The organism is Comamonas sp. UBA7840 (assembly GCF_002501455.1).
Classification (GTDB): Bacteria; Pseudomonadota; Gammaproteobacteria; order Burkholderiales; family Burkholderiaceae_C; genus Comamonas; species Comamonas jiangduensis.
The window spans coordinates 79,298-106,220 of sequence record NZ_DLTI01000008.1; the positions used below are offsets into that span (position 1 = coordinate 79,298).

24 protein-coding genes are annotated in these 26,923 nt (G+C 61.2%); 19 read left to right on the forward strand and 5 right to left on the reverse strand.

Going from position 1 to position 26,923, the window contains the following annotated elements:
- Positions 1-28 precede the first annotated feature (28 nt).
- The 3 genes from tadA to B3R00_RS01905 all read left to right on the forward strand — a co-directional run bounded on the left by tadA (position 29) and on the right by B3R00_RS01905 (position 3,154).
- Positions 29-1,438 (forward strand): tRNA adenosine(34) deaminase TadA, encoded by a 1,410-nt coding sequence (gene tadA, locus B3R00_RS01895; protein ID WP_286997103.1) that lies wholly within the window; start codon positions 29-31, stop codon positions 1,436-1,438.
- Between the two features lie 23 nt (positions 1,439-1,461).
- Positions 1,462-2,607, forward strand: a complete 1,146-nt coding sequence (locus B3R00_RS01900; protein ID WP_286997104.1) for an LD-carboxypeptidase — start codon at positions 1,462-1,464, stop codon at positions 2,605-2,607.
- A gap of 85 nt (positions 2,608-2,692) precedes the next feature.
- Positions 2,693-3,154, forward strand: coding sequence for a hypothetical protein (locus B3R00_RS01905; RefSeq protein ID WP_286997105.1), 462 nt, complete (start codon positions 2,693-2,695; stop codon positions 3,152-3,154).
- Positions 3,155-3,319: 165 nt separating this feature from the next.
- Here B3R00_RS01905 and B3R00_RS01910 read toward each other — a convergent pair whose 3' ends face one another.
- Complete coding sequence (locus tag B3R00_RS01910) at positions 3,320-4,771, reverse strand: PLP-dependent aminotransferase family protein (protein ID WP_286997106.1); 1,452 nt, start codon at positions 4,769-4,771, stop codon at positions 3,320-3,322.
- 88 nt (positions 4,772-4,859) lie between these two features.
- On the opposite strand from B3R00_RS01910, the gene B3R00_RS01915 reads away from it, so the two are divergent.
- On the forward strand, positions 4,860-5,492 hold the full coding sequence (locus B3R00_RS01915; protein ID WP_286997108.1) for a LysE family translocator: 633 nt from the start codon (positions 4,860-4,862) through the stop codon (positions 5,490-5,492).
- 105 nt (positions 5,493-5,597) lie between these two features.
- On the opposite strand, the gene B3R00_RS01920 is transcribed toward B3R00_RS01915, so the two are convergent.
- Together B3R00_RS01920 and B3R00_RS01925 are read right to left on the reverse strand one after the other, a co-directional pair.
- A complete protein-coding gene (locus tag B3R00_RS01920; protein WP_286997110.1) occupies positions 5,598-9,344 on the reverse strand; it encodes a hybrid sensor histidine kinase/response regulator in 3,747 nt (1,248 codons plus the stop codon).
- A gap of 65 nt (positions 9,345-9,409) precedes the next feature.
- A complete protein-coding gene (locus tag B3R00_RS01925) occupies positions 9,410-9,790 on the reverse strand; it encodes a hypothetical protein (protein WP_286997112.1) in 381 nt (126 codons plus the stop codon).
- Between B3R00_RS01925 and B3R00_RS01930 the strand changes: the two genes are divergently transcribed.
- Positions 9,789-9,914, forward strand: a complete 126-nt coding sequence (locus B3R00_RS01930) for a hypothetical protein (RefSeq protein ID WP_257469237.1) — start codon at positions 9,789-9,791, stop codon at positions 9,912-9,914. The genes B3R00_RS01925 and B3R00_RS01930 overlap by 2 nt on opposite strands.
- On the opposite strand, the gene B3R00_RS01935 is transcribed toward B3R00_RS01930, so the two are convergent.
- A complete protein-coding gene (locus B3R00_RS01935; protein ID WP_286997113.1) occupies positions 9,911-10,834 on the reverse strand; it encodes an alpha/beta fold hydrolase in 924 nt (307 codons plus the stop codon). The genes B3R00_RS01930 and B3R00_RS01935 overlap by 4 nt on opposite strands.
- Positions 10,835-10,921: 87 nt before the next feature.
- On the opposite strand from B3R00_RS01935, the gene B3R00_RS01940 reads away from it, so the two are divergent.
- The 9 genes from B3R00_RS01940 to B3R00_RS01980 all read left to right on the forward strand — a co-directional run bounded on the left by B3R00_RS01940 (position 10,922) and on the right by B3R00_RS01980 (position 20,091).
- Entirely contained in the window at positions 10,922-11,980 is a 1,059-nt protein-coding gene (locus B3R00_RS01940) for an aldo/keto reductase (protein WP_286997149.1), read from the forward strand.
- Between the two features lie 7 nt (positions 11,981-11,987).
- On the forward strand, positions 11,988-12,485 hold the full coding sequence (gene ybaK, locus B3R00_RS01945; protein WP_286997114.1) for a Cys-tRNA(Pro) deacylase: 498 nt from the start codon (positions 11,988-11,990) through the stop codon (positions 12,483-12,485).
- A gap of 90 nt (positions 12,486-12,575) precedes the next feature.
- On the forward strand, positions 12,576-13,253 hold the full coding sequence (gene plsY, locus B3R00_RS01950; protein ID WP_286997116.1) for a glycerol-3-phosphate 1-O-acyltransferase PlsY: 678 nt from the start codon (positions 12,576-12,578) through the stop codon (positions 13,251-13,253).
- A 298-nt stretch (positions 13,254-13,551) separates the two neighbouring features.
- A complete protein-coding gene (locus B3R00_RS01955; RefSeq protein WP_286997118.1) occupies positions 13,552-15,597 on the forward strand; it encodes an FAD-dependent oxidoreductase in 2,046 nt (681 codons plus the stop codon).
- A gap of 37 nt (positions 15,598-15,634) precedes the next feature.
- Positions 15,635-16,165, forward strand: a complete 531-nt coding sequence (locus tag B3R00_RS01960) for a GNAT family N-acetyltransferase (RefSeq protein WP_286997119.1) — start codon at positions 15,635-15,637, stop codon at positions 16,163-16,165.
- A 157-nt stretch (positions 16,166-16,322) separates the two neighbouring features.
- A complete protein-coding gene (locus tag B3R00_RS01965; protein ID WP_286997121.1) occupies positions 16,323-17,609 on the forward strand; it encodes a hydantoinase/carbamoylase family amidase in 1,287 nt (428 codons plus the stop codon).
- A gap of 9 nt (positions 17,610-17,618) precedes the next feature.
- A complete protein-coding gene (locus B3R00_RS01970; RefSeq protein WP_286997122.1) occupies positions 17,619-18,524 on the forward strand; it encodes a helix-turn-helix domain-containing protein in 906 nt (301 codons plus the stop codon).
- 20 nt (positions 18,525-18,544) lie between these two features.
- Positions 18,545-19,198, forward strand: coding sequence for an orotate phosphoribosyltransferase (locus B3R00_RS01975; RefSeq protein ID WP_286997123.1), 654 nt, complete (start codon positions 18,545-18,547; stop codon positions 19,196-19,198).
- A 104-nt stretch (positions 19,199-19,302) separates the two neighbouring features.
- Entirely contained in the window at positions 19,303-20,091 is a 789-nt protein-coding gene (locus tag B3R00_RS01980) for a YdcF family protein (RefSeq protein WP_286997125.1), read from the forward strand.
- Positions 20,092-20,214: 123 nt separating this feature from the next.
- Here B3R00_RS01980 and B3R00_RS01985 read toward each other — a convergent pair whose 3' ends face one another.
- Entirely contained in the window at positions 20,215-20,829 is a 615-nt protein-coding gene (locus tag B3R00_RS01985; protein ID WP_286997126.1) for an FMN-dependent NADH-azoreductase, read from the reverse strand.
- 144 nt (positions 20,830-20,973) lie between these two features.
- Between B3R00_RS01985 and B3R00_RS01990 the strand changes: the two genes are divergently transcribed.
- From B3R00_RS01990 to B3R00_RS02010, 5 genes are all read left to right on the forward strand, one after another.
- Positions 20,974-21,888, forward strand: a complete 915-nt coding sequence (locus B3R00_RS01990; protein ID WP_286997128.1) for a LysR family transcriptional regulator — start codon at positions 20,974-20,976, stop codon at positions 21,886-21,888.
- A gap of 395 nt (positions 21,889-22,283) precedes the next feature.
- Complete coding sequence (locus B3R00_RS01995; RefSeq protein WP_284213253.1) at positions 22,284-23,300, forward strand: extracellular solute-binding protein; 1,017 nt, start codon at positions 22,284-22,286, stop codon at positions 23,298-23,300.
- A gap of 26 nt (positions 23,301-23,326) precedes the next feature.
- Entirely contained in the window at positions 23,327-24,967 is a 1,641-nt protein-coding gene (locus tag B3R00_RS02000) for an ABC transporter permease (RefSeq protein ID WP_286997129.1), read from the forward strand.
- Positions 24,968-24,985: 18 nt separating this feature from the next.
- The gene (locus tag B3R00_RS02005; RefSeq protein ID WP_286997130.1) at positions 24,986-25,996 is read left to right on the forward strand and encodes an ABC transporter ATP-binding protein; all 1,011 of its coding nucleotides are present in this window, start codon (positions 24,986-24,988) and stop codon (positions 25,994-25,996) included.
- Between the two features lie 295 nt (positions 25,997-26,291).
- Complete coding sequence (locus B3R00_RS02010) at positions 26,292-26,861, forward strand: RBBP9/YdeN family alpha/beta hydrolase (protein WP_286997132.1); 570 nt, start codon at positions 26,292-26,294, stop codon at positions 26,859-26,861.
- The last annotated feature ends 62 nt before the right edge of the window (positions 26,862-26,923 follow it).

The following is a 26,923-nucleotide window of genomic DNA, read 5'->3' on the forward strand; positions in this document are numbered from 1 at the left end:
GGCCTGTGCCGCTGGATAATGCGCGGCTATGCATGCTCCCCCTTGCGCTCCCCTTGATCACGCACACTGGATGCGCCACGCCCTCCGCCTGGCGCGGCAAGCGGCGGCTGCCGGCGAGGTGCCCGTGGGCGCGGTGGTCGTCAAAGACGGGCAGGTGGTGGGGGAGGGCAGCAACGCCCCGCTGGCAGGCCAAGACCCCACCGCCCATGCGGAGGTGCTGGCCTTGCGCGCTGCCGCGCAACGGCTGGGCAACTACCGGCTCGACGGCTGCACCCTGTACGTGACGCTGGAGCCATGCACGATGTGCAGCGGTGCCATGCTGCATGCGCGGATCGATACGGTGGTCTATGGCGCGGCAGAACCCAAAACGGGTGCGGCAGGCTCGGTGCTCAATGTGTTTGGTTATCCGCAAATCAACCACCACACCCAGGTGGTGCGCGGCGTGCTGGCCGCTGAATGTGCAGCAGTGCTGGCGCAGTTTTTTCAGCAGCGCCGTGCCGCTCACAAAGCGCAGGCCCTGGCCAGCCACCCGCTCAAAGACACGGCGCTGCGTCATTCAGACAGTGTGTTTGCCGCTGCCCCCGGCTGGCCCTATCCACCGCAATGGCGCAGCGATTTGCCAGCGCTGGGTGGTTTGCGCATGGCCGTGGTGGATGAGGGCCCGCGCAATGCACCGCTGACCTGGCTGTGCCTGCACGCAGCCGCCAGTTGGGGCTACAGCTTTGCCCATGCACTGCCGCACTGGTTGCAAGCTGGGCAGCGTGTGGTGGTGCCAGACTTGCCCGGCTTTGGCCGCAGCGACCAGCCCAAGCGCGACAAAGCACACACTGCCCAATGGCATGTGCAGGTGCTGCGCGAACTGCTGGCGCAGCTGGATGTGCACCGTGTGGTCTTGGTGGGGCAGGGCGATGGCGCGCGTCTGGGGCTGGCAGTGGCGCAAGCCCTGCCGCAGCGCTTTGTGGGCGCCTGGCTGATGGATGCGTGGCCCACCGCCGACGTACCCCCGCCTTTGGCGCAGTGGTTGCAGGCGGCCGCCAACAAGCCCACGTGGGATGTGGCGCAGGGCTGGGCTCAAGCAGGTTTTGGGCCGCTAACGCATGAGCAGCAAGCGCTGGCAGCTATTCCTTTTGCACAAGCAGGTCACCGTGCAGCGCTCAAAGCGTGGCCCAAGGTGCAGGCGCAGCTGCCGGCCGTGCCCCAAGCGCTGCTGGCAGCGTGGCTGGCACAGGGGCGCTGCTTGATCAGCCACAGTGCCAGCAACCGCCTGATGCCATGGAACGCGTGGCACGCCGCGTGGCAAACCGCAGCGCCTGCCTTGCTGCAGCACCCGCAGGCGCTGCGCCAGACCCCCATGTCTCCTATGGTTCCTGATCTGGCTGCCACCGGCGTGCAGCAGGCTATGGAATACTTTGCCGCATCAGCGAAGACAGCCGTCTAGCAAACAGATAATTTATACGGAGCATGCCACCCGCAGTGGCGTGGAAGACTTTGGCGACATCCAGCAAGAAAAAAACACCCGCCACCCCTGTAACTGCCACGGAGCACGCACACGATCCCGATCACCCTGTGCAAGCCCAGTCCCCGCACTGTGACCACGACCATGCCCATGGTGAACACTGCAGCCACGACCACCCTGCACACGCACACCACGACGGCTGCTGCGGGCATGACCACAGCGTGCGCCCCAAGCACATCTATGTGTATTCGCCCTCGGGTGCGGTGCGCGACAAGGCAGCGTTCAAGCGCGCCATCAAGCGTTTGGAAGGCATGGGCCACCAGGTCGAGGTGGATGCCGATGCGCTCAGCAGTCACCTGCGCTTTGCCGGCGACGATGCCACACGCCTGGCCGCCATCCACCGCGCGGCCGCCAGTGGCGCCGATGTGGCGCTGATCAGCCGCGGTGGCTATGGCCTGACGCGCATCTTGCCCGGTATTGATTACCAGGCCGTGGCCAAGGCCGTGGAGCAAGGCACGGATTTTGTGGGCTTGAGCGACTTCACCGCCTTTCAAAACGCACTGCTGGCACAAACCGGAGCCATCAGCTGGGCGGGCCCGGCGCTGATTGCCGACTTTGGCCAGAAAGAGGGCGTGGACGACATCATGCTCGACTGCTTTGAAGACCTGATTTACGGCCACGGTGAAGGCACAGGCTGGCGCATGCCCAAGCAGCCTGCGGGCGCGGTGCCCGATGACTTCTATATTGAAGGCGGCGCCACGCTGTGGGGCAGCAACCTGGCGGTGCTGGTGTCGCTGCTGGGCACGCCGTACTTCCCGCAGGTGGAAGGCGGCATTTTGTTCATCGAAGACGTGGGGGAGCACCCTTACAAAATCGAGCGCATGCTCACCCAGCTGCTGCATGCCGGTGTGCTGGCCAAGCAAAAGGCCATCGTCTTTGGCCAGTTCACCGAGTTCAAGCTGACCAGCCACGACAAGGGCTACAAGCTGCAAAGCGTGATTGACTGGCTGCGCGCGCAGCTGCGTATTCCGGTGCTGCAAGGCCTGCCTTACGGCCATGTGGAAACCAAGGTGCTGCTGCCTGTCGGTGCGCCTGTGTCGTTGTCGTTAGAAGGGCGCGATGCGCTGATCTACTGGGGTCATACGCATTAAAAAAAGATAGCTGCTAGCGCTTTCTGCATAAGCGCTAGAGGCATTTTTTACTGTAAAAACTGTGCATTCACCACCAAGGTAAGGTATGGGCAAAGCCGCATTGCAATGGACACCCGAGATGCTGGCGCTGCTGGGTACGGACAAAGATGCCGTGCTGGCACAGCGCTGGGGCACCACGGCCAAAACCGTGAACCTCAAGCGCAATGCGCTGGGCATTCCTGCGTTTGGCTGGGTGCAGTGGACACCCGCCATGCAGGCGGCCTTGGGCACGGACAGTGATGCGGAGTTGGCCAAGCGCTGGGGCATGAGCAAAGCCAGCGTGTTGGCCAAGCGCAAGGAACTAGGCATTGCCTCGCTGACTGAAAAGCAAGGCACGGGCTTTGTCTGGAACGACGCGGCCGTGGCTTTGCTGGGCACAGCTTCAGATGCCAAAGTGGCTGCGCAGTTGGGGGTGACGCGGCTGACCGTGTACAACGCCCGTGTCGCGCGCGGTATTGCTGCGGCGCCACGTGGCGTTGCCAAGCCGGCTGTTGACGACGCTGACTGACGCGGCTTCGTAGGCTGTACAAAATAGCCTGTGCAAAGTTGCCTGCGCAAAGCGGGGCACTGTCAGAGCAACACCCGCTGCCTACCCACTACCCATCGCTGCAAATCACTTGATAGCTTGCGTGATGATGCCCAGCACCTGCGCAAGCAGCTTTCCAAGGTCGCTTTAAAGCAGCGCCTGCAAGGTGCGCAGGCTGCTGGCATCGTCGGCCATTGCCACGGGTAAACGCAGCATGGTGGATGCCTGCTGGTGCGCAGAAAACAGCACCCCAGGCGCCAGCAGCACGCCTTGTGCAGCGGCCTTGCGGGCCAGCACTTCGGTGTCTTGGTGCAAGGTGTCTACCCAGGCAAACATGCCGGCCAGCGGTTCTTGGTGCACCACCAGGCCCATGTGTTCCACCAGCTTCAGGCAGCGGTGGCGGGTTTCATCGAGCCGCTCGCGCAGGCGTTGTACGTGTTTGCGGTAGTGGCCGTCCGCCAGGATGCGGTGCACCACGCGCTCGCCCAGTTCGGGGCTGGTTAGGCCGCTGAGCAGCTTGGCGTCCGTCAAAGATTGAATCCGCGCGGGCGATGCTGCGATATAGCCCACGCGCAGGCTGCCCGCCAAAGTTTTGGAAAAGCCACCGATCAAAAGCACACGGCGCAAGCGGTCCAAGGTGGCCAGCCGCGTGGGCTGAACCACAAAGTCGGCATAGGTGTCGTCTTCCAGGATCAGAAAATTGTGCTGCTCGGCCAAACGCAGCAGGTCATACGCCACAGGCAGCGACAAGCCAAACCCCGTGGGGTTGTGCACCACCGAGTTGGTAATAAACAGCTTGGGCTGGTGCGCCTGGGCCAGCTGCTCCAAGGCCTGAATATCTGGCCCGTCGCGCAGGCGCGGCACGGGCACCACCCGTACCCCCAAAGAGCGCAGCAAACCAAATACCAAAAACCAGGCCGGGTCTTCCACTAGCACGGCATCGCCGGGGCGCAGCATGCTGCGCAGCACCAAATCCATGCCTTGCGTGACGCCGGTCACGGTCATCAGCTCTTGTTCAGGGTCCACCGCCAAACCCTGTGTCAGCAAATACGCGGACAACTGCTGGCGCAGTGGTGCGTAGCCTTGTGGGGCACCGTAGCTGAGCAACTGCATGCCAGCGCTGCGGCCCACGGCGCGCACGGCGGCGTTCAGCATGTCGTGATCCATCCAGCTGGCGGGCAGCATGCCCGTGCTGCCATCGAAATGCACGCCATCATGCTGGCGAAAAATGCTGCGCAGCAAAAACGGCGTATCAAAAGCCGCGTCGGGTGCCAAGCTGGGGGCTTGAAGGTTTTTGGGGCTTGAGCCCTTATGGGGTATGCGCTGGGTGCTCACATAAAAGCCAGCACCGGGGCGTGAGTGAATACCGCCTTGGGCCACCAAGCGGTCATAGGCTTGCACCACCGTATCGCGGCTGACGCCAGCGCTATCAGCCAGTTGACGCACCGAGGGCAAACGCGTGCCTGCGCGCAGGCTGTGGCTTTGCAGCAATTGCTGGCAGTGGTGCACCAATTGATCCACCAGCGGCGGCATGCCGGGCGTGCGTTGGGGCTGCCAGCCCAGTGGATTACTGGCAACTGTCTGGGTGTTTGGAGCCATACAGTAGGTGAAGTGATTTGGTAATGTGTACCGGTACTGTATGGGTGAATGCCCCTAGCATGCAAGCATTGCCTTCCCGGAGTCTTGTATGAATTTGCCGCTGGATGTGGCTGCGCTGGCCAGCAGCCCTGCTTTGTTGCCCTTGGCGACGTTTATTTTTGTCAGCTCCATCACGCCGGGCCCCAACAATGTGATGCTGACGGCTTCGGGCGCCAACTTTGGCTACCAGCGCAGCATTCCCCATATGCTGGGTATTACGCTGGGGTGCGCATTGATGCTGCTGATGGTGGGCGCAGGGCTGGGAGCCGTGTTTGAACAGATGCCCCAGTTGTACACCCTGCTGCAGTATGTGGGTGCGGCCTATTTGGTCTGGCTGGCCTGGAAAATTGCCACCTCAGGGCGCGCGCAGTCCAGCGCTGCCAAGCCCCAGCCCTTGAGTGTGTGGCAGGCGGCGGCTTTCCAGTGGGTCAATCCCAAGGCGTGGCTGATGTCGGTGGGGGTGGTGGCGGCCTATACCTCCCCGCATGCGTACTGGAGCAGTTTGTCGCTGGGCGCGGTGGTCATGCTGGTGGTGAACTACCCGTGCATCAGCGTCTGGACTTTGTTTGGCAGCGGCATTGGGCGCTGGCTGCAATCTGCGCGCGCGCTGCAGATTTTTAATGGGGTGATGGCGTTTTTATTGCTGCTGTCGCTGTACCCGCTGCTGGCCGGTATGCATTGAGGCGACGACGCACCCGGCGATGGGTCGGCTCGACATCGATTGCACAGCGACAGCTCAAGCTACCTGCATCGCAACCCCAGCGATCGCGGTGGCGCGTTGCGCCCTTCAGGCAACACTGGTCAGCGTGGCATAGCGGCGCACTTGGGCCAGCAGCTCGTTCGGTGAATAAGGCTTGGTCAAAAACGCTTGCGCACCCATGCTGATGGCTTTGTGGCTGACGGGGCCTGCAGCATGCGCGGTCAGCATCACCACCGGCAAATGCTGAAAGCGTGCGTCGGCCCGCACGCGCCGCAGCAGCTCCATGCCGTCCATGTCGGGCATTTCCACGTCCACAATCAGCAGCGCTGGCAGATGGCCTTCCTCCAGCAGCTGCAAGGCTTCGAGACCGTCGGCAGCGGTGGCGACGCGGTAGCCACTGGCTTGCAGCAGGTGCTGCGCCAGGCGGCGCACGCTCATGGAATCGTCGGCCAGCAAAACCAGAGGGCGCTCGGGTTCGTGGTGTGACTCCGCCACAGGGGCCTGGGCTTCGTGCTGGTTCAGCAAACGTGTTTCATGCGCGCTCAGCACCGCCGTCGGTTCATAAACCTGTAGCACTTGGCCAGACGGCTGCGCTGCAGTGCCCAGCAGCCCGGGAATGGGCACCTCCAGATCGGCAGGCGCTTGCAGCGTCACTTCCTGGGTGCCCAGCACCTCATCCACGATGACGCCCCAGCGTGCGGTATCGCCGCGCACAATCAGCAAGCTGCGCTGGCCATCAAGCGGTGGCTCAAGGCTGCGGCTGGATTGCTGCCACACCGCCCCAGCCCAATAGATGGGCAGCGGTGCAGCGGCTTTGTCTTGCAGCACCCCTTGGGCCAGGGCCTGATCGGCCACGGCGGCGGGAATGCGGCGCACTGTCTCCAGGCTGCGCGCAGGAATGGCAACACGCCAGTTGCCAGCACGCAAGGCCAGCACTTGCTCCACCTGGGGGGGCGCTGGCAAGGTGATGTCAATGCGGCAGCCTTTGCCAGGATTGCTGGACACATGCAGCTTGCCGTGCAGTTGATGGATGGTGTCAACGACGGCATCCATGCCAATGCCACGGCCCGCCAGTTCGGTGACGCTGCCAGCGGTGCTCAAGCCCGGGTGCAAGATCAGCTCTGCAGCGCGGGCGTGGTCTACCGGCTCCTCGGCAGCGATGAGGCCCAGCGCCACGGCTTTGCGGCGAATAGCTTCGGTGTTCAGGCCGGCGCCATCGTCAAAAATACTCAGCACCTGCTGGTGACCGGCGGTGTGCAAGCGGATCAGAATTTTTCCGGTAGCGGCTTTTTTGGCTGCTTTGCGCTGCGGCGCCGTCTCAATGCCGTGGGCCACGCTGTTGCGCAGCAGGTGCTCCAGCGCGGGTGTCAGCGCCGTTTGCACATTGCGCTCCATCACGGTTTCGGCACCTTGCCAGAACACATCTACGCTCTTGCCCGCGTCTTGCGCAGCCAGCTGCACGCAGGCTGTCAAACGCTCTTGGATGTGGTTCAGGGGCAGCAGCCGGGCGTACAGCAAGGTGTGTTGCAGGGCGCGCAAGTGCCCTGCATGGCTGGTGAAGGCTTGCTGCACGTCGGCCACGCCATGTTGCAGCTGCTGCTGGGCGGTGCCCAGATCGTCGGTGCAGTCATTGAGGGCGTGTACCAAATCGTGCAGCTCTTCGTGCCATTCGTAAGGCAGCTCGACATCGCCGTGCAGCATCAAGGTGTCGGCCCAGGCCGCGCAGTCTTGAATTTGGGTACGCAGCTTTTGCAAGCTGCTGGCAATTTCTTGCAAAGACAGGGTGCTGGCGGCCAGCGCCTGCTGGCCCGTGTCTTGGCTGTGCCACAAGGCTTGTGCGTGGCGCGCTACCGCTTCCAGTGGGTTCAGGTTCAGGCGTCCTGGTTGGCGTTCAGGGTGCCGGTCAGCCATTTCCTGTTGCAAGGCCACAAAGGCAACGCGCAAAGCCTCCAGGGGCTGTGGCAGCGCAGCGGGGCCACTCGGGCCTTCGATGGAGGGCACCTCCAAGGCCAGCCCCTCCAAGGCATGCACCTGACTGGCCCAAGGCATGGCCCCGGCCAAGCGCGCACTGCCTTTGAGGGTGTGCAGGCTGCGCAGCAAAATCTGCCGGGCGCTGCTGTCTTGCGGCACCTTGACCCACTGCTTGAGCGCACTTTGCAGCTTGGGCCAGATGGAGAGCATTTCCTCTTCAAACACCGAGAAATGCATGGCATCCAGCACCGGGGCGTGGGATGCGGGGGCAGGCTCTGCAGTGGCTGCGATGGCGGCCTCGTCGTCCATGTCGACGTCGGTGTCGAGGACGAAAACATCACCGTCAACGTCGCCGTCGCTGTGATTGCCATCAATGCCATGCAGCGGGGCTCCAGGTTCTTCAGGATCCACCGGCGTGGAAGTTGCTGCACAGGGTGCAGGCGCCGCCACAGGCTCGGGCAATTGCGCATACATGCTGTGCAAGGCATCCATCACCTGCGGGTGCGCGCGGCGCATAAAACCGGCAGCAAACTGGTGCAGCAGGCGGCGAATTTCTTCGCTGGCATGCTGGCAGGTTAGGCGCTGGGGCTGCGCAGCATCGGCGGGCATGCGCAGCAAGCAGCGTTGCAGCAGGTGGGCCAGTGTGGCAATTTCAGCGCAGCCCGCAGCCCAGGCCAGGCGAGAGAGTTCACCGGTGTTTTCGGGTGTTTGCGGGCACAGCGTGGTCTGCGCATCGTTTTGCCAGGCCGCGATGCTGGATTCCAGCTGCTGGGACAGCGTTTCTGCGGCTTGCAGGAAATCGAGGTCAGGTTCAATCTGGGCCGATGACGCCAGCCCGTGCACCAAGGTTTCGGCCGGATGAATTTCCGGTGCTGCCTGAAACGCAGGCAAGTGCACAGTCGGCGCTGGCGCTGGCTCCGCGCTGGCGCTTTCCGCCGTGATGCCTAGGGGCTGGGTGGCAGCTTCGGTAGCCGTGGCGCCAGAGCCCGCGCCCGTTCCTGCATCGGGCTGGCAATGCTGGTAGACCAGCGCCAGCGTTTCGGGCAAGGGCTGCTTGCGCTGCTGCGCCGCCTCCACCGCCTGGGCACAGAAAAACAGCAAATCGCGCACCAGGGCGGCCGGAGGGGTTTCGTCGCCCTTGGCAAAGCTGGCGTAATGCGCCAGCAGGCGCGAAGCCAGGCGCTTGGCGTAAATATCCAGCTCCAGCAGGCCGTATTCCACCGCCTGCAGCCATGCTGCGGCCAATTGCCAAGTGGTGCCATCTTGCGCATGGGCTGCCAAGCCCAGGCTCAGCTGCTGCAGCGTGGTGCAAAAGCTGGGGTTGCTGGTTTGCAGCAGCGCCAGCACGTGCTGGTCAAACTGGGTGCGGATTTCTGCGCTGGGCGGGGTGGCGCTGGCACTGGCCGGTGCTGCGATGGTGGGAGTGGGCCATGGTGCATCCCACAAATCTGCCGGGTGGGCGCTGTCTTTGCCGCTGAGTTTGGTGATGGCGCGGTAGCTGGCAAACAGGTCTTGGGGGTGTGCTGCTGCGCCGCTGTTCAACGCTTGCAAGAAGGCTTGCATGTCGCGGGCGGCCAGCTGCAGCAACTCGCCTGCTTTGTCGCTCGGTAGCTCGCCCGTGCTGGCATAGGCTTGCAGAGGCGCTTCCATGGACTGCATGAGCTTGCCCAGGCTGGCAAGCTCCACCACCTGCACGGCCTGGGCCATTTGCTGCAGCAACTGCCTGGCTTGCAGGGCGTGCACCACGCTGCTGGGGGGCAGCATCTGCGCCAAGTCGTGCACCATGGCCGTCAACGAGGGCAAAAGCAGCTGGCGGGGGTGTAGCGGTGCAGTGTCTGCGGACGGCTGCGCAGTCTCAGTCATGGGTCAAAGCGGTGCAAGAAGGTGGTGGCGTGGACTATAGAGCGCAGCGCGGCTGCGTGTCGCCTTTATTCGACAAACTTGCCGTTTTCTTTGCGGCGCTGGCGTATGCCTTTGCGGATAAACATTTCGGTGCCGTCCAGGGCGATAAATGGCAGCGTCATATCAGACTGCACGTGCGCGCGCAGGCGCTGGGGCAGGTCTGCCAGCACGACTTGTACAGTGTGTACGGCTGGTGTGCTGCGGTCGTGCTGGGTGCTGAGAAAGTCTTTCAGGTAGCTGCGCACGCCGGCCTCCAGCTGCTCCAGGGTAGCGGGGGCACCCACGTATTCGGGCTGGTTGCTGCCTGAAACTTCGGTGCCGTAGAAGTAGCAGCCGATGTAATCGCGGAAGGTTTCGCCCACGTCCGGGCCTTTGGTGAGTTTGCGCAGAAGATCTTTAAGCCACATGGCAGCAGGCTTTCATAGCGAGCATGCGCAAAAACAAGAGCGGCTTGCGCGTGCAGATAAAGGAATGCAGCATGAAATGTACCGTAAACCTTTGAAAATCCAGCGTAAGCCGCTTCTGATTTAGTGTTGGCAGAAGTCTTCCATCAGCTGCGCCACGATGGCCGGCTGGTCGTGGTGCAGCATATGCCCGGCATCGTCCACCTGGGCCACACGGCACTGGGCAATGGCTTGCAGGCGCTGGTGATATTCCTCCAAGCTGTATTGCCCTTTCCACCACTGGCCCAGGCTGTCCTCTGTGGCTTCCACCGCCAGGACGGGGGCGGTGATGGCGGCATAGTGCGCCAGGGCTTCGTCCACACGGAACAACTGGGGGTTCACCACTTTGTGGGCCGCATCGCCCAAGATGGCCCAGCGGCCTTGCGCATTGGGGGCTGCCCATTCATGGGCCAGCCACAGGGCTTTGTCCATGCCCAGGCGGCGGTTGGTTTTTTGCAGGCGTGCGGCCACCGCTTGCACGCTGTCATAGGTTTTGAGTTCTATCTCTTGGGCGTGCAGCGCTTTGAGCTCATCCAGCCACTGGGCGATGCGCTGCGGCGCTTGCGTGGGCTGCGTGGCAGGCAGGCCAAAACCTTCCAGGTTGACCAGGCGGCGAATGCGCTGCGCGCGCGCGCCTGCGTACAGCATGGCCACGTTGCCGCCCATGCTGTGGCCGACCAAGTCCACGGGTTGATCGCCCGGGGCGTAGTGGTCGAGCAGGGCGTCTAAATCACCCAGATAGTCGGCAAAGCTGTAGTGGTCGCAGGGCGCGGGCAGCATGCTGTGGCCAAAACCGCGCCAGTCGGGGGCAATGATGTGCCGCTGCTGGAAGAAGGCTTCACTCAAGGCGTCCACCACAAACTGCCAGGAGGCACCCACATCCATCCAGCCGTGCACCAGCACCAAGGGGGGCATGCCGGGCTGCGGCTGGCCCCAGGTGCGCACACGGTAAGTCATGTGGCGGATGGGCAAATCTTCAGTCTGAGAGGGGCGCTGCGGTGTGTACATGCAGCACATTATTTGCGCAGTCGGTACTGACCACAGTCAAGAGCGTGACGCAGCGCTCTACACTTGCTAGCCATGAATAGCCCAACAATGAACCCTGTGCGGCTGGGCCGCAGTGATGTGCTGGTCAGCCCTATTTGCTTGGGCACCATGACCTTTGGTGAGCAAGTGAGCGAGCGCGAGGCCTTCGCCATCATGGACCGTGCGCTGGAGCGCGGTGTGAATTTCTGGGACACGGCCGAGATGTACGCCGTGCCCGCGCGCGCCGAAACCTATGGCGCCACGGAAACCATCATTGGCCGCTGGCTGGCGGCCCGCCCCGGTGCGCGTGCACAGGTGGTGCTGGCCAGCAAGGTGGCCGGCCCCTCGCGTGGCATGCCCTGGATTCGCGCGGGCAAGGGCATGACGGCGGCAGACATCATCGCGTCGTGCGAAGGCAGCTTGCGCCGCTTGCAAACCGAGGTGATTGACCTCTACCAAATCCATTGGCCCGAGCGCCATGTGCCCGCTTTTGGCAATCTCTACTACGACCCGGCCAAGGAAGTGACGCAAACCAGCATCCATGAGCAGTTGCAGACGCTGGCCCAACTGGTGCAGCAAGGCAAGGTGCGTGCGGTGGGCTTGTCCAACGAAACCCCGTATGGCGTGCATGAATTTGTGCGTCTGGCCGAGCAATACGGCCTGCCCCGTGTCGCCAGTGTGCAAAACCCGTACTGCCTGATCAACCGCAGCTGGGACAACGCCATGGACGAAACCTGCGATCGCCTGGGCGTGGGGCTGCTGGCGTACTCGCCTTTGGGTGTGGGGTTGCTGACGGGCAAGTACGACCAGTCCGGCTTGACGGGGCCTGCGGCTCCGCAAGGCACGCGCCTGTCCTACCCCTCCGTGCAAAAGCAGCGCTGGGGGCGCCCTGAAGCGCTAGAGGCCGCACGCCACTACAACGCTTTGGCGCGAGAGCATGGTTTAACGCCGACGCAGCTGGCGCTGGCTTTTTGCTATCGCAGCTGGCGCGTGGCCAGCACCATCATTGGTGTGACCAGTGTGGCGCAGCTCGATGAAAATCTGGATGCATGGGGCGTGCAGCTGTCCGAGGAGGTGCTGACGCAGATTGACGCTTTGCGCTGGAAATATCGCGACCCCGGACAGTAAAAAAACCATGGCCAAAAAAGACAAAACGCATGTGAGCGAGACGCCTGCCACCCAACTGCTCAAGGCGCACCAGGTGGCGTTTACCGAGCACCCTTATGACTATGTAGAGCACGGGGGCACCGCTGAATCCGCCAAACAGCTGGGGCTGGATGAGCATGCGGTGGTCAAAACCTTGGTCATGCAAGACCAAGATGCCAAACCGCTCATCGTGCTGATGCACGGTGACTGCACCGTATCTACCAAAAACCTGGCGCGCCAGATTGGTGCCAAGAGTGTGGAGCCATGCAAGCCCGAGGTGGCCCAGCGCCACAGCGGTTACCTGGTGGGCGGCACTTCGCCGTTTGGGGTGCGTAAACAGATGCCGGTCTATATCGAGCAGACCATTTTGGATTTGCCACGCATTGCCATCAACGGCGGGCGGCGGGGTTTTTTGGTGCAGCTGCAGCCCCGGGTTTGTGTGGAGCTGCTGGGCGCCCATCCGGTGCAGTGCGCGCTGGCACAATAGCGGCCTTGGTACTGGCGGCTTGGGCACAGGCGTAGCCAGTCACGCTCTATATAACAAGAGCCAGCCTGATGGCTGGCAAGGATTGCAGTCTTGAATTCCACACTTCCTCTCGTAGCCACCGTGGTGGCCTATTTGATTGGTTCGCTGTCTTTTGCGGTGATCGTCAGCGCTGTCATGGGGCTCAATGACCCCCGTACCTACGGCAGCGGCAACCCCGGTGCCACCAATGTGCTGCGCTCAGGCAGCAAGGCGGCAGCGGCTTTGACGCTGCTGCTGGATGCCGTCAAAGGGCTGGTTCCGGTGCTGCTGGTTAAATATGTCGGCCCCGACTATGGCTTGCAGGATGGCACCTTGGCGCTGGTGGCCATTGGCGCTTTCCTGGGGCATCTGTTCCCGGTGTTTTTCAAGTTCAAGGGCGGCAAGGGCGTGGCGACGGCGCTGGGCGTGTTGCTGGGCATCAGCGGCTGGCTGGGGCTGCTGGTGCTGCTGACATGGCTGGCTGTGGCGCTGACCACGCGGTATTCATCGCTGTCGGCCTTGGTGGCCGCGGTGCTGGCGCCGGTGTACTACGTGCTGCTGGGCGGCAGCTTGTGGAACTATGACCAATCCGTGCTGCTGGCGGTGATTGCCATGTCGGCCTTGCTGCTGTGGCGCCATGCGGAAAACATCGGCCGTTTGCTTCGCGGCCAGGAAAGCAAGATCGGCAGCAAAAAAGACAAACCCGCTCCTGCCGCCAAGCCGGTCAGCCAGAAAAAGCGCCGCCGTTAAGCCCCGCCCGGTGCTGCACCCCAGAAGAGCCCGCCATCTGCGGGCTTTTTTGTGCCCGTCTGTGTGCTACGTAGCATGCGCCGCGTGCCTGTGCGCATCAAGCGAAGCAATAAATCAATAGCTGCTAGCGCTTGTCAGATAATCGTTTGAAGCACTTTTTATGCATATTTTTTGAGCGCCCAGTAGGGCAGGCAGTCACGACTGGCAGTTGATGTATCCAGACTTACGCGGATATGAAAAGCACGGTCGTGCGTTCCTAATGCAGCTTTTGCATTGTTTGCTGTTTGGGACACCTCGGATGACTGCTGCTTACCCCCACTTGCTGGCCCCTTTGGATCTGGGATTTACCATCTTGCGCAACCGCGTGCTCATGGGCTCCATGCACACCGGGCTGGAAGACGACCGCAAAAATCTGCCGCGCTTGGCAACCTACTTTGCCGAGCGTGCGCAAGGGGGCGTGGGCTTGATAGTCACTGGGGGCTTTGCGCCCAACCGTGCGGGCTGGGTCAAGCCGTTTGCGGGCACGATGAAAAGCAGCGCGGATGCCAAAGCCCATCGCCCGATCACCGAGGCCGTGCATGCCCACGGCGGCAAGATTGCGCTGCAAATCTTGCATGCGGGGCGCTATGGCTACCACCCCATTTCAGTGGCGCCTTCACGCATCAAGTCGCCAATTACGCCATTCACGCCTTGGGCGTTGAGCACCTCCGGGGTGGAGAGGCAGATTCAAGATTTTGTGGATTGCGCCCGCCACGCCCAGGATGCAGGCTATGACGGCGTGGAAATCATGGGCAGTGAGGGCTATTTCATCAACGAATTTCTGGCCACGCATACCAACCGCCGCACCGACCGCTGGGGCGGAGACTATGCACAGCGCATGCAACTGCCCGTGGAGATCGTGCGCCGCACGCGCGAGGCGGTGGGGCCGAACTTCATTTTGATTTACCGCCTGTCGATGCTGGATTTGATTCCCGACGGCAGCGACTGGAGCGAAGTCGTGCAGCTGGCCCGAGCGATCGAGGCGGCTGGAGCCACCATCATCAACACCGGCATTGGCTGGCACGAAGCGCGGGTGCCCACGATTGCCACCTCCGTGCCGCGCGGTGCATTTGCGTGGGTGACGAGCAAGCTCAAAGGGGCGGTGGGTATTCCGCTGGTGGCCACCAACCGTATCAACACGCCCGAGATGGCGGAGCACATTCTGGCCCAAGGCGATGCGGACATGGTTTCCATGGCGCGCCCGCTGTTGGCGGACAGCCATTTTGTGGCCAAGGCTGCGCGTGGCAGGCCGCAAGACATCAACACCTGCATTGCTTGCAATCAGGCCTGCTTGGACCATGTGTTCCAGAACAAAACCGTCTCTTGTCTGGTCAACCCCCGTGCGTGCAGAGAAACGGAGCTGAGCTATCTGCCCACCCAGCACCCCAAGCGGATTGCCGTGGTGGGGGCAGGGCCGGCCGGCTTGGCAGCGGCAACCACGCTGGCGCAGCGCGGTCATCGGGTTGAGTTGTGGGATGCGGCGCCCGCGATTGGCGGGCAATTCAACATGGCCAAGCGCATTCCGGGCAAAGAAGAGTTCTCCGAAACCTTGCGCTATTTTGAGCAGCGCCTGCTGGCAACCGGCGTGCGCGTGCAACTGGGCCAGACAGTCACTGCCGAGCAGTTGGTGGCAGCGCAGTACGACGAAGTGGTGCTTGCAACGGGCGTGGTGCCGCGCAATCCGCGCATTCCGGGTCAGGAAGAAGCGCAGGCTGCTGGCATGGTGCTCAGCTATATCGATGTGCTGGCGCAGCAAAAACCGGTGGGCCAGCGTGTGGCGGTGATGGGGGCAGGGGGCATTGGCTTTGATGTGGCGTACTACCTGGCGAATGGCCCGCACTCGACGGCCACTGACTTGCCCGCCTGGCAGAGCGAATGGGGCGTGGCAGACCCCGCCTTGCACCGCGGTGGCTTGCAGCCCGCGCAACCCTTGCCAGCGCTGCGTGAGGTGACGCTGCTGCAGCGCAAGCCCACGCAAGTAGGCAAGGGCCTGGGTAAAACCACGGGCTGGATTCACCGCGCAGAGCTGCGCATGAAGCGTGTGAAGATGCTGGCGGGGGTGAATTACGAGCGCATCGATGCGCAGGGCTTGCACATCAGCTACGGCAGCAAGCGCGAAAACCCCAGCCTGATTGCCGTGGACCACATCATTGTGTGTACCGGCCAGGAGCCGCAGCGCGCTTTGCAGCAAGCATTGCTCAAAGCCGGTATTTCCACGCATATTATTGGTGGGGCCGATGTGGCCGCAGAGCTGGATGCCAAGCGTGCGATTGCACAGGGCAGCGAATTGGGTGCGCGCCTTTAATTTTTGTGCAGCGGCGGCCCGGTGCCCGGAGAAACTGATGACACAGCACCATTTTGTGGCATGCACCCATGCCCGCCACGCCCAAGCGATTGTGGATATTTTCAATGAGGCCATCGTGACCTCTACGGCTTTGTACGACTACAAGCACCGTACGCTGCAGAGTATGGCGCCGTGGTTTGCCACCAAGGAGCACAACAACTTCCCGGTGATTGGCGTGGAAGATGAGGACGGCACTTTGCTGGCGTTTGGCAGCTATGGCACGTTTAGGGCCTATCCCGCCTTCAAGTACACAGTCGAGCACTCGGTGTACGTGCACCAAGACCATCGAGGGCAAGGCTTGGGGCTGGCCGTCATGCAGGCCCTGATTGCGGCGGCCCGCAAGCAGCAGATGCATGCCATGGTTGGCGCGATTGACGCGGCCAATGCCAGCAGCATTGCGCTGCATACCCGCTTGGGCTTTGCGCATGTGGGCACCATGCCGCAAGTAGGCTTCAAGTTTGGCCGCTGGCTGGACTTGGCGCTGTACCAGTTGCTGCTAGCAACCCCGGAGCACCCCGTGGATGGCTGAGGCAGTGGGGCGCACCGCGCGCCGGGGTATTCCAGCAGCGATACACATCATGCGCATTTAGCGGCAGCGTTGCGGCAAACGCGTATCTTTTTTGAGATTAGTATGCATCCTTAGCAACCTTGAAGCCTGCGCACACCCTGCGAACAGGCATGTTGATATGGAACTGCAGTCTCTAGAGCCCTTGGCTCAGCAATTGTTTGCGGACATTCGTGGGCTGACTTTTGATGGTGTCGGCGTGACCCGTGCCAGCTATGGCGAAGGTGAAAACGCGTGCGCCGCGTACTTGGAGAAGTTTGCGCGCAGCGAGGGCCTGGACGTGGTGACGGACCGCGCAGGCAACTTTGTGTATTTTGATCCGGCAGACACGCGCAGCGGCGCGGCGATCTGGACGGGCTCGCACCTGGACTCCGTGCCGCAAGGCGGCAACTACGATGGCTTGGCCGGCGTGGTGGCTGGTCTGCTGGTGCTGATTGCTGCCCGGCGCGAGGGTGTTACCTTGCCTGCGCCGCTGAAGGTGGTTGGCTTTCGCGGAGAAGAAAGCGCATGGTTTGGCAAGGCCTACATGGGCTCGGGTGCGCTGTGGGGCAAGCTCAGCAGCGCCGATCTGGCCTTGCAGCGCCGGGGCGACGGCATCAGCTTGCACGATGCGCTGGCCGCATGCGGTGCCGATATGGCAGCCATCAGCCGCCAAGAAAAACTCATCAACCCTGCCGAGATTGCCGCCTATATCGAGCTGCACATTGAGCAAGGTCCGGTGATGGTGGCGCGCGAGATTCCGGTCGGCGTGGTCAGCGGCATTCGCGGCAATGTGCGCCACAACAAGATTGAGTGCTGGGGCGATGCCCAGCACTCGGGCGTGGTGCCGCGCTGGTTGCGCAAAGACGCGGTGTTTGCCGTGTCCGATTTGATTGTGCGCCTGGACAACCACTGGCGCGCCTTGCTGGAGCGCGGTACGGACTTGGTGGTGACCTGTGGCGTGGTGCAGACCAACCCTGCAGAGCATTCCATCTCACGCGTGCCTGGCTATGCGCACTTCAGCTTTGAAGCGCGCAGCAAAAGCAGTGACACGCTGGAGGCCTTCTACCAGCTGGTGCAGGCAGAAATGCATTCCATCGAGCGCGAGCGCGGCGTGAAGTTTGTGCTGGACCGCCGCCTGATGAGCGAGCCCGCCGTGTGCGATGCCCAGCTGTGCGAATTGATGGCCCAGGCTTGCCGCAGCCGGGGCATTGCGCATGAGCGTATTCCTAGTGGTGCAGGCCACGATGCCGCCTTGTTTGCCAACGGCGGCGTGCCGTCGGCGATGGTGTTTGTGCGCAACCAAAATGGCTCGCACAACCCGCATGAAGCGATGGAGCTGGCGGACTTTATGCTGGGCACGCAGGTGATGGCAGACACCATTGCCGCCATCCCCGCAGCGCAGCCACGAAACGGCACTTCGCTATAGTCGCTCGCCATGACAACGCCTGCGTTTACTTCCCACCTTGATTACAGCGCCATGGGGGATCGCCTGCGCGCCTATCGCATCGGGGCAGGGCTGCAGGCCGATGAAGTGGCCGAGCAACTGGGGGTGTCGCGCGCGGTGGTCTACCGCATGGAAAAGGGGGAGATCGTCAAGATTGAAACCCTGGAGCGCCTGGCACAGTTGCTGGGCACCAGCTTGGCATCGCTGCTGGGGGTGGAGGCGGAGTATTACGCCTCGGCCCTGGCGCTGTTTGAGCGCATGCGCCAAATTGAGCAAAGCACGGATCGCATCTTGGCGCACTTTGAGCCGATTTCCGTCTTGCTGCTGTCTGAGAACTACCTCAACTATTTGGCGCTGATGCTGGAAGAAGCTTTGCCCCAGGGCGCAGACACTCAGGTGCAAGCGCGGCAGACGCTGCAGATGGTGGAGATTTTGCGTGCGCGCCAACGCAATTTTGAGCAGCGCAAGCCCCACATCGTGAGCCTGATGGGGCTGCGTGATTTAGAGCGCTTTGTGCAAACCGGCTTGGTCGGGCGCATGGATGTACCGGCTGCCGTGCGGCGCGAGCGCATTCAGGCCGGCCACATCGAGGTGGCGCGGATTGCCGAGCTGATGGAGCATGCGCCGTGGTTTGCCCAGATTGGGCTGGTGGATGACGCCATGCCCTCGGCCACCTACCAGGTGCTCACGGGCGCGCACCACCGTGTGCTGATGCAAAGTCCGTTTCGCCTGGGGGAGCTGCCGAATGTGCGCAACGGTATTGCCACCGTGACCGCATCCCCAGAGGCCGTGGCACTGCACGAACAGATGACGACACAGCTGTGGGCCCACGCCAGCAAAGGCTCCGAAGGCGCGCAGCGCCTGCGCGCCATGTTGCAGCGGGTTCGCAGCGATTGAACAGTAAGAAAGCATTTGAGATGACAAATCCTATGAGCCAGCAAGCTGCGGCTTGGTTATTGGAAGCCGGCTGTGTGGAAGTGCGTACTGATGCGCCGTTTGTGCTGCCCTCGGGCTGGGCCAGCCCGGTGTACATGGATGCCACGCGGCTGATTTCCCTGCCCACCATTCGCCGTGAGCTGATGAAGCAAGGCGTGCAGCGCCTGCTGGATGCGGGTGCCCTGCAAGGGCTGAGTGCGGTGGCCGGGGGCGAGTCCAGCGGCATTGCCTTTGCGGCGTGGTTTGCCGAGAAGCTGGATATGCCCCTGCAGTACGTGCGCAAGCGCGCCGTGGGCAGTCGCCAGATTGAAGGCGTGGTGGAGCAAGGCGGCAAGGTGCTGCTGGTGGACGATATGGTCTCTGCCGGGCAGTACAAGCTGAATTTTATTGATGCGCTGCGCAGCGAAGGCGCGCGCGTGGAAGATCTGTTTGTGGTGTTTGATTACGCGTGCTTTGGCTCGGACGCGGTCTTGGCACAGCACGGCGTGCGCGTGCACGCGCTGTGCAACTGGCAAGACGTGCTGGCCATGGCGTTCCAGCGCGGTGGTTTCTCGGTCGAGCAACTGGCCGTGTGGCAGGCGTTTTTGCAAGACCCGGCCAAATGGTCGCTGGCCCATGGTGGCATCGGTAAGTAATCGAAATTTTAAAAATATGAGCTGATGGCGCTTATCTAAATTAGCTTTCAAGATCTTTTATAGTTGAAAGATAAGTAATACAAGCGCTGGCAGCTCACTTATTCATGAGCAATCAGGGGGCGGCCGTGTTTGTTGTATCGAAATTGCTTTCGGCCATCACGCAGCCGCTGTTTTGGCTGGCGCTGTGGTGGCTGCTGGCCTTGCTGTTGTTGGGGAAAAAGCAGCGGGCAGCAAAGCGCATGCTGTGGTCAGGCTTGGTGCTGCTGGGGGTGCTGGGCTTTCAGGCGCTGCCTGATGCGTTGTTGCGTGCGCTGGAGCGCCGCTATCCCGCCCAGCCAATGGCCGCAGCGCTGGAGCAGCACGCCGGCATGCTGGTGCTGGGTGGCGCAGTGGAGCACCCTGCCAGCTGGCAAGCCCACGGGCAAGTGCCGCTGGGGCAGTCGGCAGAGCGCATGACGGTGCCTGTGGGCTTGATGCGGCAGCACCCGCAGTGGCAACTGGTGTTCAGCGGGGGCGAGGGGCGCTTGCTGGCCACGGGCATTACCGAAGGGCAACTGGCCCAGCAGTTCTATGCCGAGCAAGGCGTGGACATGGCGCGCGTGCAGATCGAGCAAGGCGCACGCACCACCCGAGAGAACGCACTGCGCGTGGCCCAAACGCTGGGTGAGCGCTGCAGCCAGCAGCCTTGGCTGCTGGTGACATCGGCATGGCACATGCCGCGCTCCGTGGCAGAGTTTGAAGCGGTGGGCTGCAAGGTGACCCCTTATCCGGTGGACTTTCGCACCGGCACGCACACCGCGTGGTACCGCTACCACATGGCAGAAAGTTTGCTGCGCTGGCAAGTGGCGCTGCATGAGTGGCTGGGGCAACTGGCTTACGCACTCACCCGGTAATGCGTTGTGTGCTTTAACCCGTAGCAAGCTCTTGCGTATGAATGGCAGGCGCAGTCGCAAAAAAAACGCCTGCTGAAATCAATCAGCAGGCGTTTTTTGCATGAAAAGGGCTGGTGCCCGCGCTTACGCGGCGGTGACGGCCTTCACGTCATTGGCAGCGCTGGCAAACGCAGCGGCCACTGCGTCAGGGCCCATGCCCAAGCCTTCAGCGCGCACGATGCGCACATCGGTGACGCCAAAGAAGCCCAGCACCACCTTCAGGTAGCTTTCTTGGTGTTCCAAGGCCTGCATGGCTTCGGTGATGGAGTACACGCCGCCACGCGACGAAGCCACGATCACGGTTTTGCCTTTGGCCAAACCTTCAGGGCCCGCTGCGGTGTAGCGGAAGGTGCGGCCAGGCTGTGCCAGTCGGTCTATCCAGGCTTTGAGCTGCGTAGGAATGCTGAAGTTGTAGAAAGGCGCGCCAATCACAACCACATCGGCAGCCAAGAACTGGCTCACCAGTTTTTCAGACACGGCGTTTTCAGCCACTTGCTCGGCACTCAGGCCATCGGTTTGGCCGGTGCGGGGTGCCATGGCGGCGGTGGTGAAGTGGTTGGGGGCCTCTGCCACCAGGTCCAGGTATTCCACTTGGGTGTCGGGGTGCTTGGCGGTCCACTCCGCGACGATTTGTTGGGTCAGCTTGCGCGAAGCCGAGTTTTCACCAGAGATAGAAGAGTCAACGTGCAACAGTTTCAAGGGGTGCTCCTAAGCAATGTTCGAATCAATGACGGTGATTGTGGATTACACGCGAATATTTGATAAGTCGCTAAAAACACGATAGATTGTTCTGAATTTGGGACAATTGGTGTTGGATGATTGGAAACAGAAGAGGGGATGCGGATGCAGGACTTGAATGACATGCTGTACTTTGCCGAGGTGGTGGAGCGCGGCGGCTTTGCGGCAGCGGGTCGCGCACTGGGCATTCCGAAGTCGCGCCTGTCACGCCGGGTGGCGGAGCTGGAGGCGCGGCTGGGGGTGCGCTTGCTGCAGCGCACCACACGCAAGCTGTCCTTAACGGAGGTGGGTTCTGCCTACTTGCGCCATTGCCAAGCCATTCGCGATGCGGCGATGGCCGCCCAAGATACGGTGGAGCAAGTGCAAAGTGAACCCCGCGGTACGGTGCGTGTGAGCTGCCCCGTCACCTTGTCGCAAACCGTACTGGCCCCGCTGATGCCGCGTTTTTTGGCCCGTTACCCCGAGGTGCGCGTGGAAATGCTGGTGGTGAACCGGCCGGTGAATGTGGTGGAAGAGGGCTTGGATGTGGCGCTGCGGGTGCGCGCCTCGCTGGAAGACAGCGCCAGCATGGTGGTCAAGCGCCTAGATGTGGCGCAGCAAATTTTGCTGGCTAGCCCGCAGTATCTTGAGCGCAAGGGAGTGCCACAGTCGCCCCAGGATTTGCTGCAGCACGATGTGTTGTCCATGTCTGCCTTTGAAGGCGTGGCGCACTGGCGGCTGCGCAGTGATACCGGGGCAGAGATGCAAATCCAGCCCCAAACCCGTTATGTGGCCGATGATTTGATGACGCTGAAGCTGGCCGTGATGGGGGGCGCGGGCGTGTGCTATTTGCCCGACTACATGTGCCAGTCGGAGATAGAGCGTGGCGAGTTGGTGCATGTGCTGCCCCAGTGGCGTTTTCCGCCTGGCATTGTGCATGCGGTATTTAGCTCTCGCAGAGGGTTAACGCCCGCAGTGCGAAGTTTTCTGGATTTTCTGGGGGAGTACCTTCCGGGCGCGAGCGGCATTGGCGCAGCGTAAGGGCGCCAGCGGTTGTCCGAAGGCGGGTGTCTGTGTACTGGCAGCTTGCTGTTGGCTGCCCAGTTTGCCGCGTTGCACACATGGCCAGCAAGGCCGATTGAAGGCCGGCACAAATTAGCCTCAACGTGGGCGGGGAAGATCCGTGCGATGGACGCCCTACCAGTGCGGCAGCTGACGGTCTGTCATGCCGAGTGCTGGTTGGTTGCGTAGTAAAAAAAAGACTGTGTGCACACTGCGACAGTGGATAAAAACCGCTGAAAAGTTGGATTAGAATAAACGAATAGGAATTATTCTTATTAATTGTTTGGTTCTGCCTAACATCCTCATACCCCTTGGTGGGGTCGCGGTAGCGCTATCGAAAGTGGCGCTTTTTCTCTGACTGAAAGCTTTTCAAAATGAAACTTTGGAAGACAGCTCTGTGCATGGGCCTGGTTGGTGTTGCTACTTTGGCCCAAGCGGCCCAGCCCCAAGCGGTGACGGTGTACTCCTCACGCATCGAGGCTTTGCTCAAGCCTACGTTGGATGAATACACCAAGCAAACCGGTGTCAAGATCAATCTGTTGACGGACCGTGGTGGCTCTTTGTCGGAGCGCTTGGCTGCCGAAGGAGCCAGTTCGCCAGCAGACGTGTTGATTACCGTGGATGTGGGTAATTTGTGGAGTGCCGCCGAGCGTGGGTTGCTGCAAAAAATTGACTCTCCCACATTGAATGCCAATGTGCCAGCCAACTTCCGCGACGCTGGCAGCCGCTGGTGGGGTTTGTCGCAGCGTGAACGCACGATTTTCTACGCAGCGGACCGCGTTAAGCCAGAGCAACTGAGCACCTATGAAGACTTGGCAGACCCCAAGTGGAAGGGCAAGCTGTGCCTGCGTACTTCCAAGCAGGCATATACACAGTCTCTGGTGGCGATGTTGCTTGCCAAGCATGGCGTGGAAAAGACGGAAGCCATTACCAAGGGCTGGGTGGCCAACTTGGCGGGCGATGTTTTCACCAATGACAACAGCTTGCTCAAAGCGATTGCTGCCGGCCAATGCGATGTGGGTATTGCGAACACTTACTACTATGGTCGTATCTTGGCCAAGGAGCCTGACTTCAACAAGCAAGTCAAACTGTTCTGGGCAAACCAAGGTAAAGACGAGGGTGGCACCCATGTGAACCTGTCTGGTGCAGGTGTGGTCAAGCACGCCAAGAACCCAGAAGGCGCCCGCAAGCTGCTGGAGTGGCTGTCTTCCGCCAAAGTGCAGACTGCTTACACCCATGGTACTTACGAAAGCCCCATCAACAAGCAAGCTGAAGCCGATCCGATTGTGAAAGCTTGGGGTAAATTTACGCCTAGCTCACTCAATGCTGGCGACATTGGCTCGCACCAAGCTGAGGCCATCAAGTTGCTGGATCGTGTAGGCTATCGTTAATCGCTTTTCTTCATTAGGTTAGCTATTTGTCTGCTGTAGACCGTACCGCGCCAGCCCACCGCTGGCGCGGTTTTGCTTTTGCGCTTCCCGTGGCGTTGCTCACCCTGGTGCCTTTGTTGGCCGTGGTGTGGATGGCGGTGACGCCGCAACCTGAAATTTGGCAGCATTTGTGGAACTATGTATTGCCCCGCGTGCTGGGCAATACCTTGTTGCTCATGCTGCTGGTGGGCGTTGTCGTCTCTGTGGTGGGGGTTCCGCTGGCGTGGCTGACGGCCATGTGTGACTTCCCTGGCCGTAAGTTTTTCTCATGGGCATTGGTGCTGCCGCTGGCAATTCCAGCCTATGTCCTGGCTTTTGTGCAGATGGGGATCTTTGAGTACGCGGGCCCGGTGCAAAGCTTTGTGCGCGAGGTGTGGGGCAACAGTCGCTGGTTTCCTGACATCCGTGGCAGCCTGTGGGGCTTGGTCATGGTGCTGGTCATGGCTTTCTATCCCTATGTGTATCTGATGGCGCGTAGTGCCTTTCTTACGCAGGGGCATCGCAGCATCGAAGCTGCGCAGGCCCTCGGATATAGCCCTGTGCAGGCATTCTTTAAAGTTTCATTGCCCCTGGCACGCCCTTGGATTGGTGCGGGTTTAGCGCTGGTGCTGATGGAGGTGCTGGCCGACTTTGGCGCCATCGCTGTTTTTAACTTTGATACGTTCACCACGGCGCTGTACAAGTCGTGGTTTGACTTGTTCAACATGACAGCGGCTGCACAACTGGCATCCATCCTGGTGCTGGTGGTGCTGTTGTTGCTGGCCGCAGAGCAGCGATCCCGCAGTGCACAGCGCTTTCATGTGAGCAATCCACAGCGGCACCGCGTTGTGCTTAAAGGCGCCCGTCGGTGGCTGGCTTTTGTTGCATGTGTCTCGGTTTTTGCTGCGTCTTTTGCAATTCCGATGGTGCAAATGCTGGTGTGGGTCGGGCAGATATGGCGCGAAAACCTGCACAGTGACTACTGGGGTTATGTGTGGAATACGCTGTGTCTGGCGTTGATTACTGCCGCAGTGGCCACCGTGCTGGCGCTGTTGCTGTCTTGGATTCGTCGCCGTCACCCGGATGGCTTAACGGCTTGGACGGTGCGTTTGGCCGTCTTGGGCTATGCCATGCCCGGTGTGGTGCTGGCAGTGGGGGTGTTTGTGCCCATCGCTTGGCTGGACGAGCGCCTCCTGGCTTTGCTGGCACCGCTGGGCATTGAAAGCCTGGGCATTCTCAAGGGCAGTCTGGCTGGAATGTTGTTGGCGCTGGCCGCACGCTTTTTGGCGGTGGCCTACAACGCCACGGATGCGGCAATGCAGCGCATCACGCGCAGCCAAGAAGAGGCTTGCGCCTCTTTGGGGCTGGGGCCATGGCAAACCTTGCGTCGTTTACATTTGCCGCTGCTGCGCACGGGCTTGCTTTCCGCATTTTTGATGGTTGTCGTGGATGTGATGAAAGAGATGCCCATCACATTGATGATGCGCCAATTTGGGTGGGACACCTTGGCGGTACGCGTATTCCAGCTCACCTCCGAATCGATGTGGCAAGAGGCTGCCTTGCCTGCGCTGGCTATTGTGCTGGTGGGCTTGCTGCCTGTGATTTTGCTGGTGCTGCAAACAGAAAAAACACCGACTTCGGCCGGTTAAGAAATGCCGGATTGAGTAATGCTTGAAGTTAAAAACGTTTCTTTGGGATATGGCAACCACATCGTGGTGCAAAACGTGAGCATGCGTCTGGATCAAGGGGAGATTGGCTGCTTGCTTGGCCCCTCTGGCTGTGGCAAGACCACGCTGCTGCGTGCGATTGCAGGTTTTGAGCCTGTGCGCGCTGGACAGATTGACCTGCAAGGCAAAACAGTGGCCAGCCTTGCCCTGCATGTGCCACCCCAGGCGCGTGACATCGGTATGGTCTTTCAAGACCATGCCTTGTTTCCGCACCTGAGCGTGGGTGACAACATTGGTTTTGGTCTGCACCGCATGGCCAAACCATTGCGCGCTGCGCGTGTCCATGAAATGCTGGAGCTGGTGGGGCTAGAAGGCATGGGACAACGATGGCCCCATGAGCTGTCGGGCGGACAGCAGCAACGTGTAGCGCTGGCGCGTGCCTTGGCCCCCAGGCCGAGCTTGCTGTTGATGGACGAGCCATTTTCCAGCCTGGATACCAGCATGCGCGAGAGTATTGCGCGCGAAGTGCGAGCTATCCTGAAGCAGGCCAAAGCCACGGCGTTGATGGTGACCCACGATCAAAACGAGGCCTTCGCCATGGCCGATAACGTGGGCGTCATGGCACGCGGCCAGCTCATGCAATGGGGCAACGCGGTGCAGGTGTACTGCGCACCCGCTACGCAAGATGTGGCGCAGTTTGTGGGCGATGGTGCGTTGGTGTCTGCGCAGGCCACCGCTGGCGGCCAATGGCAAACCGCACTGGGGCTGCTGCCTTCGGGGCATCCGCATTACCAGACGGCCCAAGGGGTGCAAGTGTTGCTGCGACCAGAGCATGTGGCCGTGGTGGAAAAAGGTGTCCGTGCGCAAGTGCGCGAGCGCACCTTCCGCGGCAGTCACTTTGTGTTTGAGCTGGAGTTGCCCGATGGCCAAGCCGTGATGGCGAAGGTCTCACTCAATGCTTTGTATGGTGCCTGTGAAAGCGTGCAGATTGCTTTGTCGCCAGAGCTTTGAGGCGCTTGCATGGCCCTGTAGCAAGTCCATCCCCTGCCGAATGCGCTCCTTGCCCTAAGGAGCGCTTTTTTTTATGGATTGGCGGGGAGGGTGCAGCAGCTGAATTAACTGGATCAACTGGTGCATGCCGCAGTGCGATGGCTGCAGCGAAATCCGTAAACAGTCGGTGGGGCGTTGGATGGCCGGTGTGCAACGCGCGGATGCAGATGCTTATGTGCATAAGAAAACAACCAATCATTCGTTGGAGTTTGGGCACGCGGCTTAGACAATTTGCGCCTCCAAAGGAGAGTTCTGCATGTCCCATCCCACGCCGCGCATCATCATCGTCCCAGGCTGGCGCAATTCAGGCGCAGAGCACTGGCAAAGCCTGTGGGCGCAGGCGCTGCCCCACGCGGAGCGTGTGGAGCAAGACGATTGGCTCACGCCCAAGCGCGAAGACTGGGTGCGCACGCTGGAGCAGCTGTTGTTATCGCGGCCAGAGCCTGCCATCGTGGTGGCGCACAGCCTGGGCTGCATCACCACCGCGCATGTGTCGCCACAGGCTGCAGCGCGTATTCAAAGTGCGTTGCTGGTGGCACCTGCTGACCCGGAGCGCCGTGCCCATTTGGCGGACTTTGCCCCTGTTCCCAGCCAACCCTTGCCTTACCGCAGTGTGCTGGTGGCCAGCACCAGTGATCTGTACTGCCCGATTCGCTTGGCCGGGGCCTACGCACGGGCATGGGGCAGTGAGTTTGTGCGTCTGCCCAATGCGGGCCATATCAATGTGGAATCAGGCCACGGGCATTGGCCTTTGGGCTGGGCGCTGTTGCAGTCTTTGGTACAAGACATGGCTTGGGGTGGGGTCAAACGGGTGGCAGTAGCTTAAATTTTGCATGAAATAGTCCGCTAGCGCTTATGGATAGAGCGCTGATAGCTCACAAATCCTTT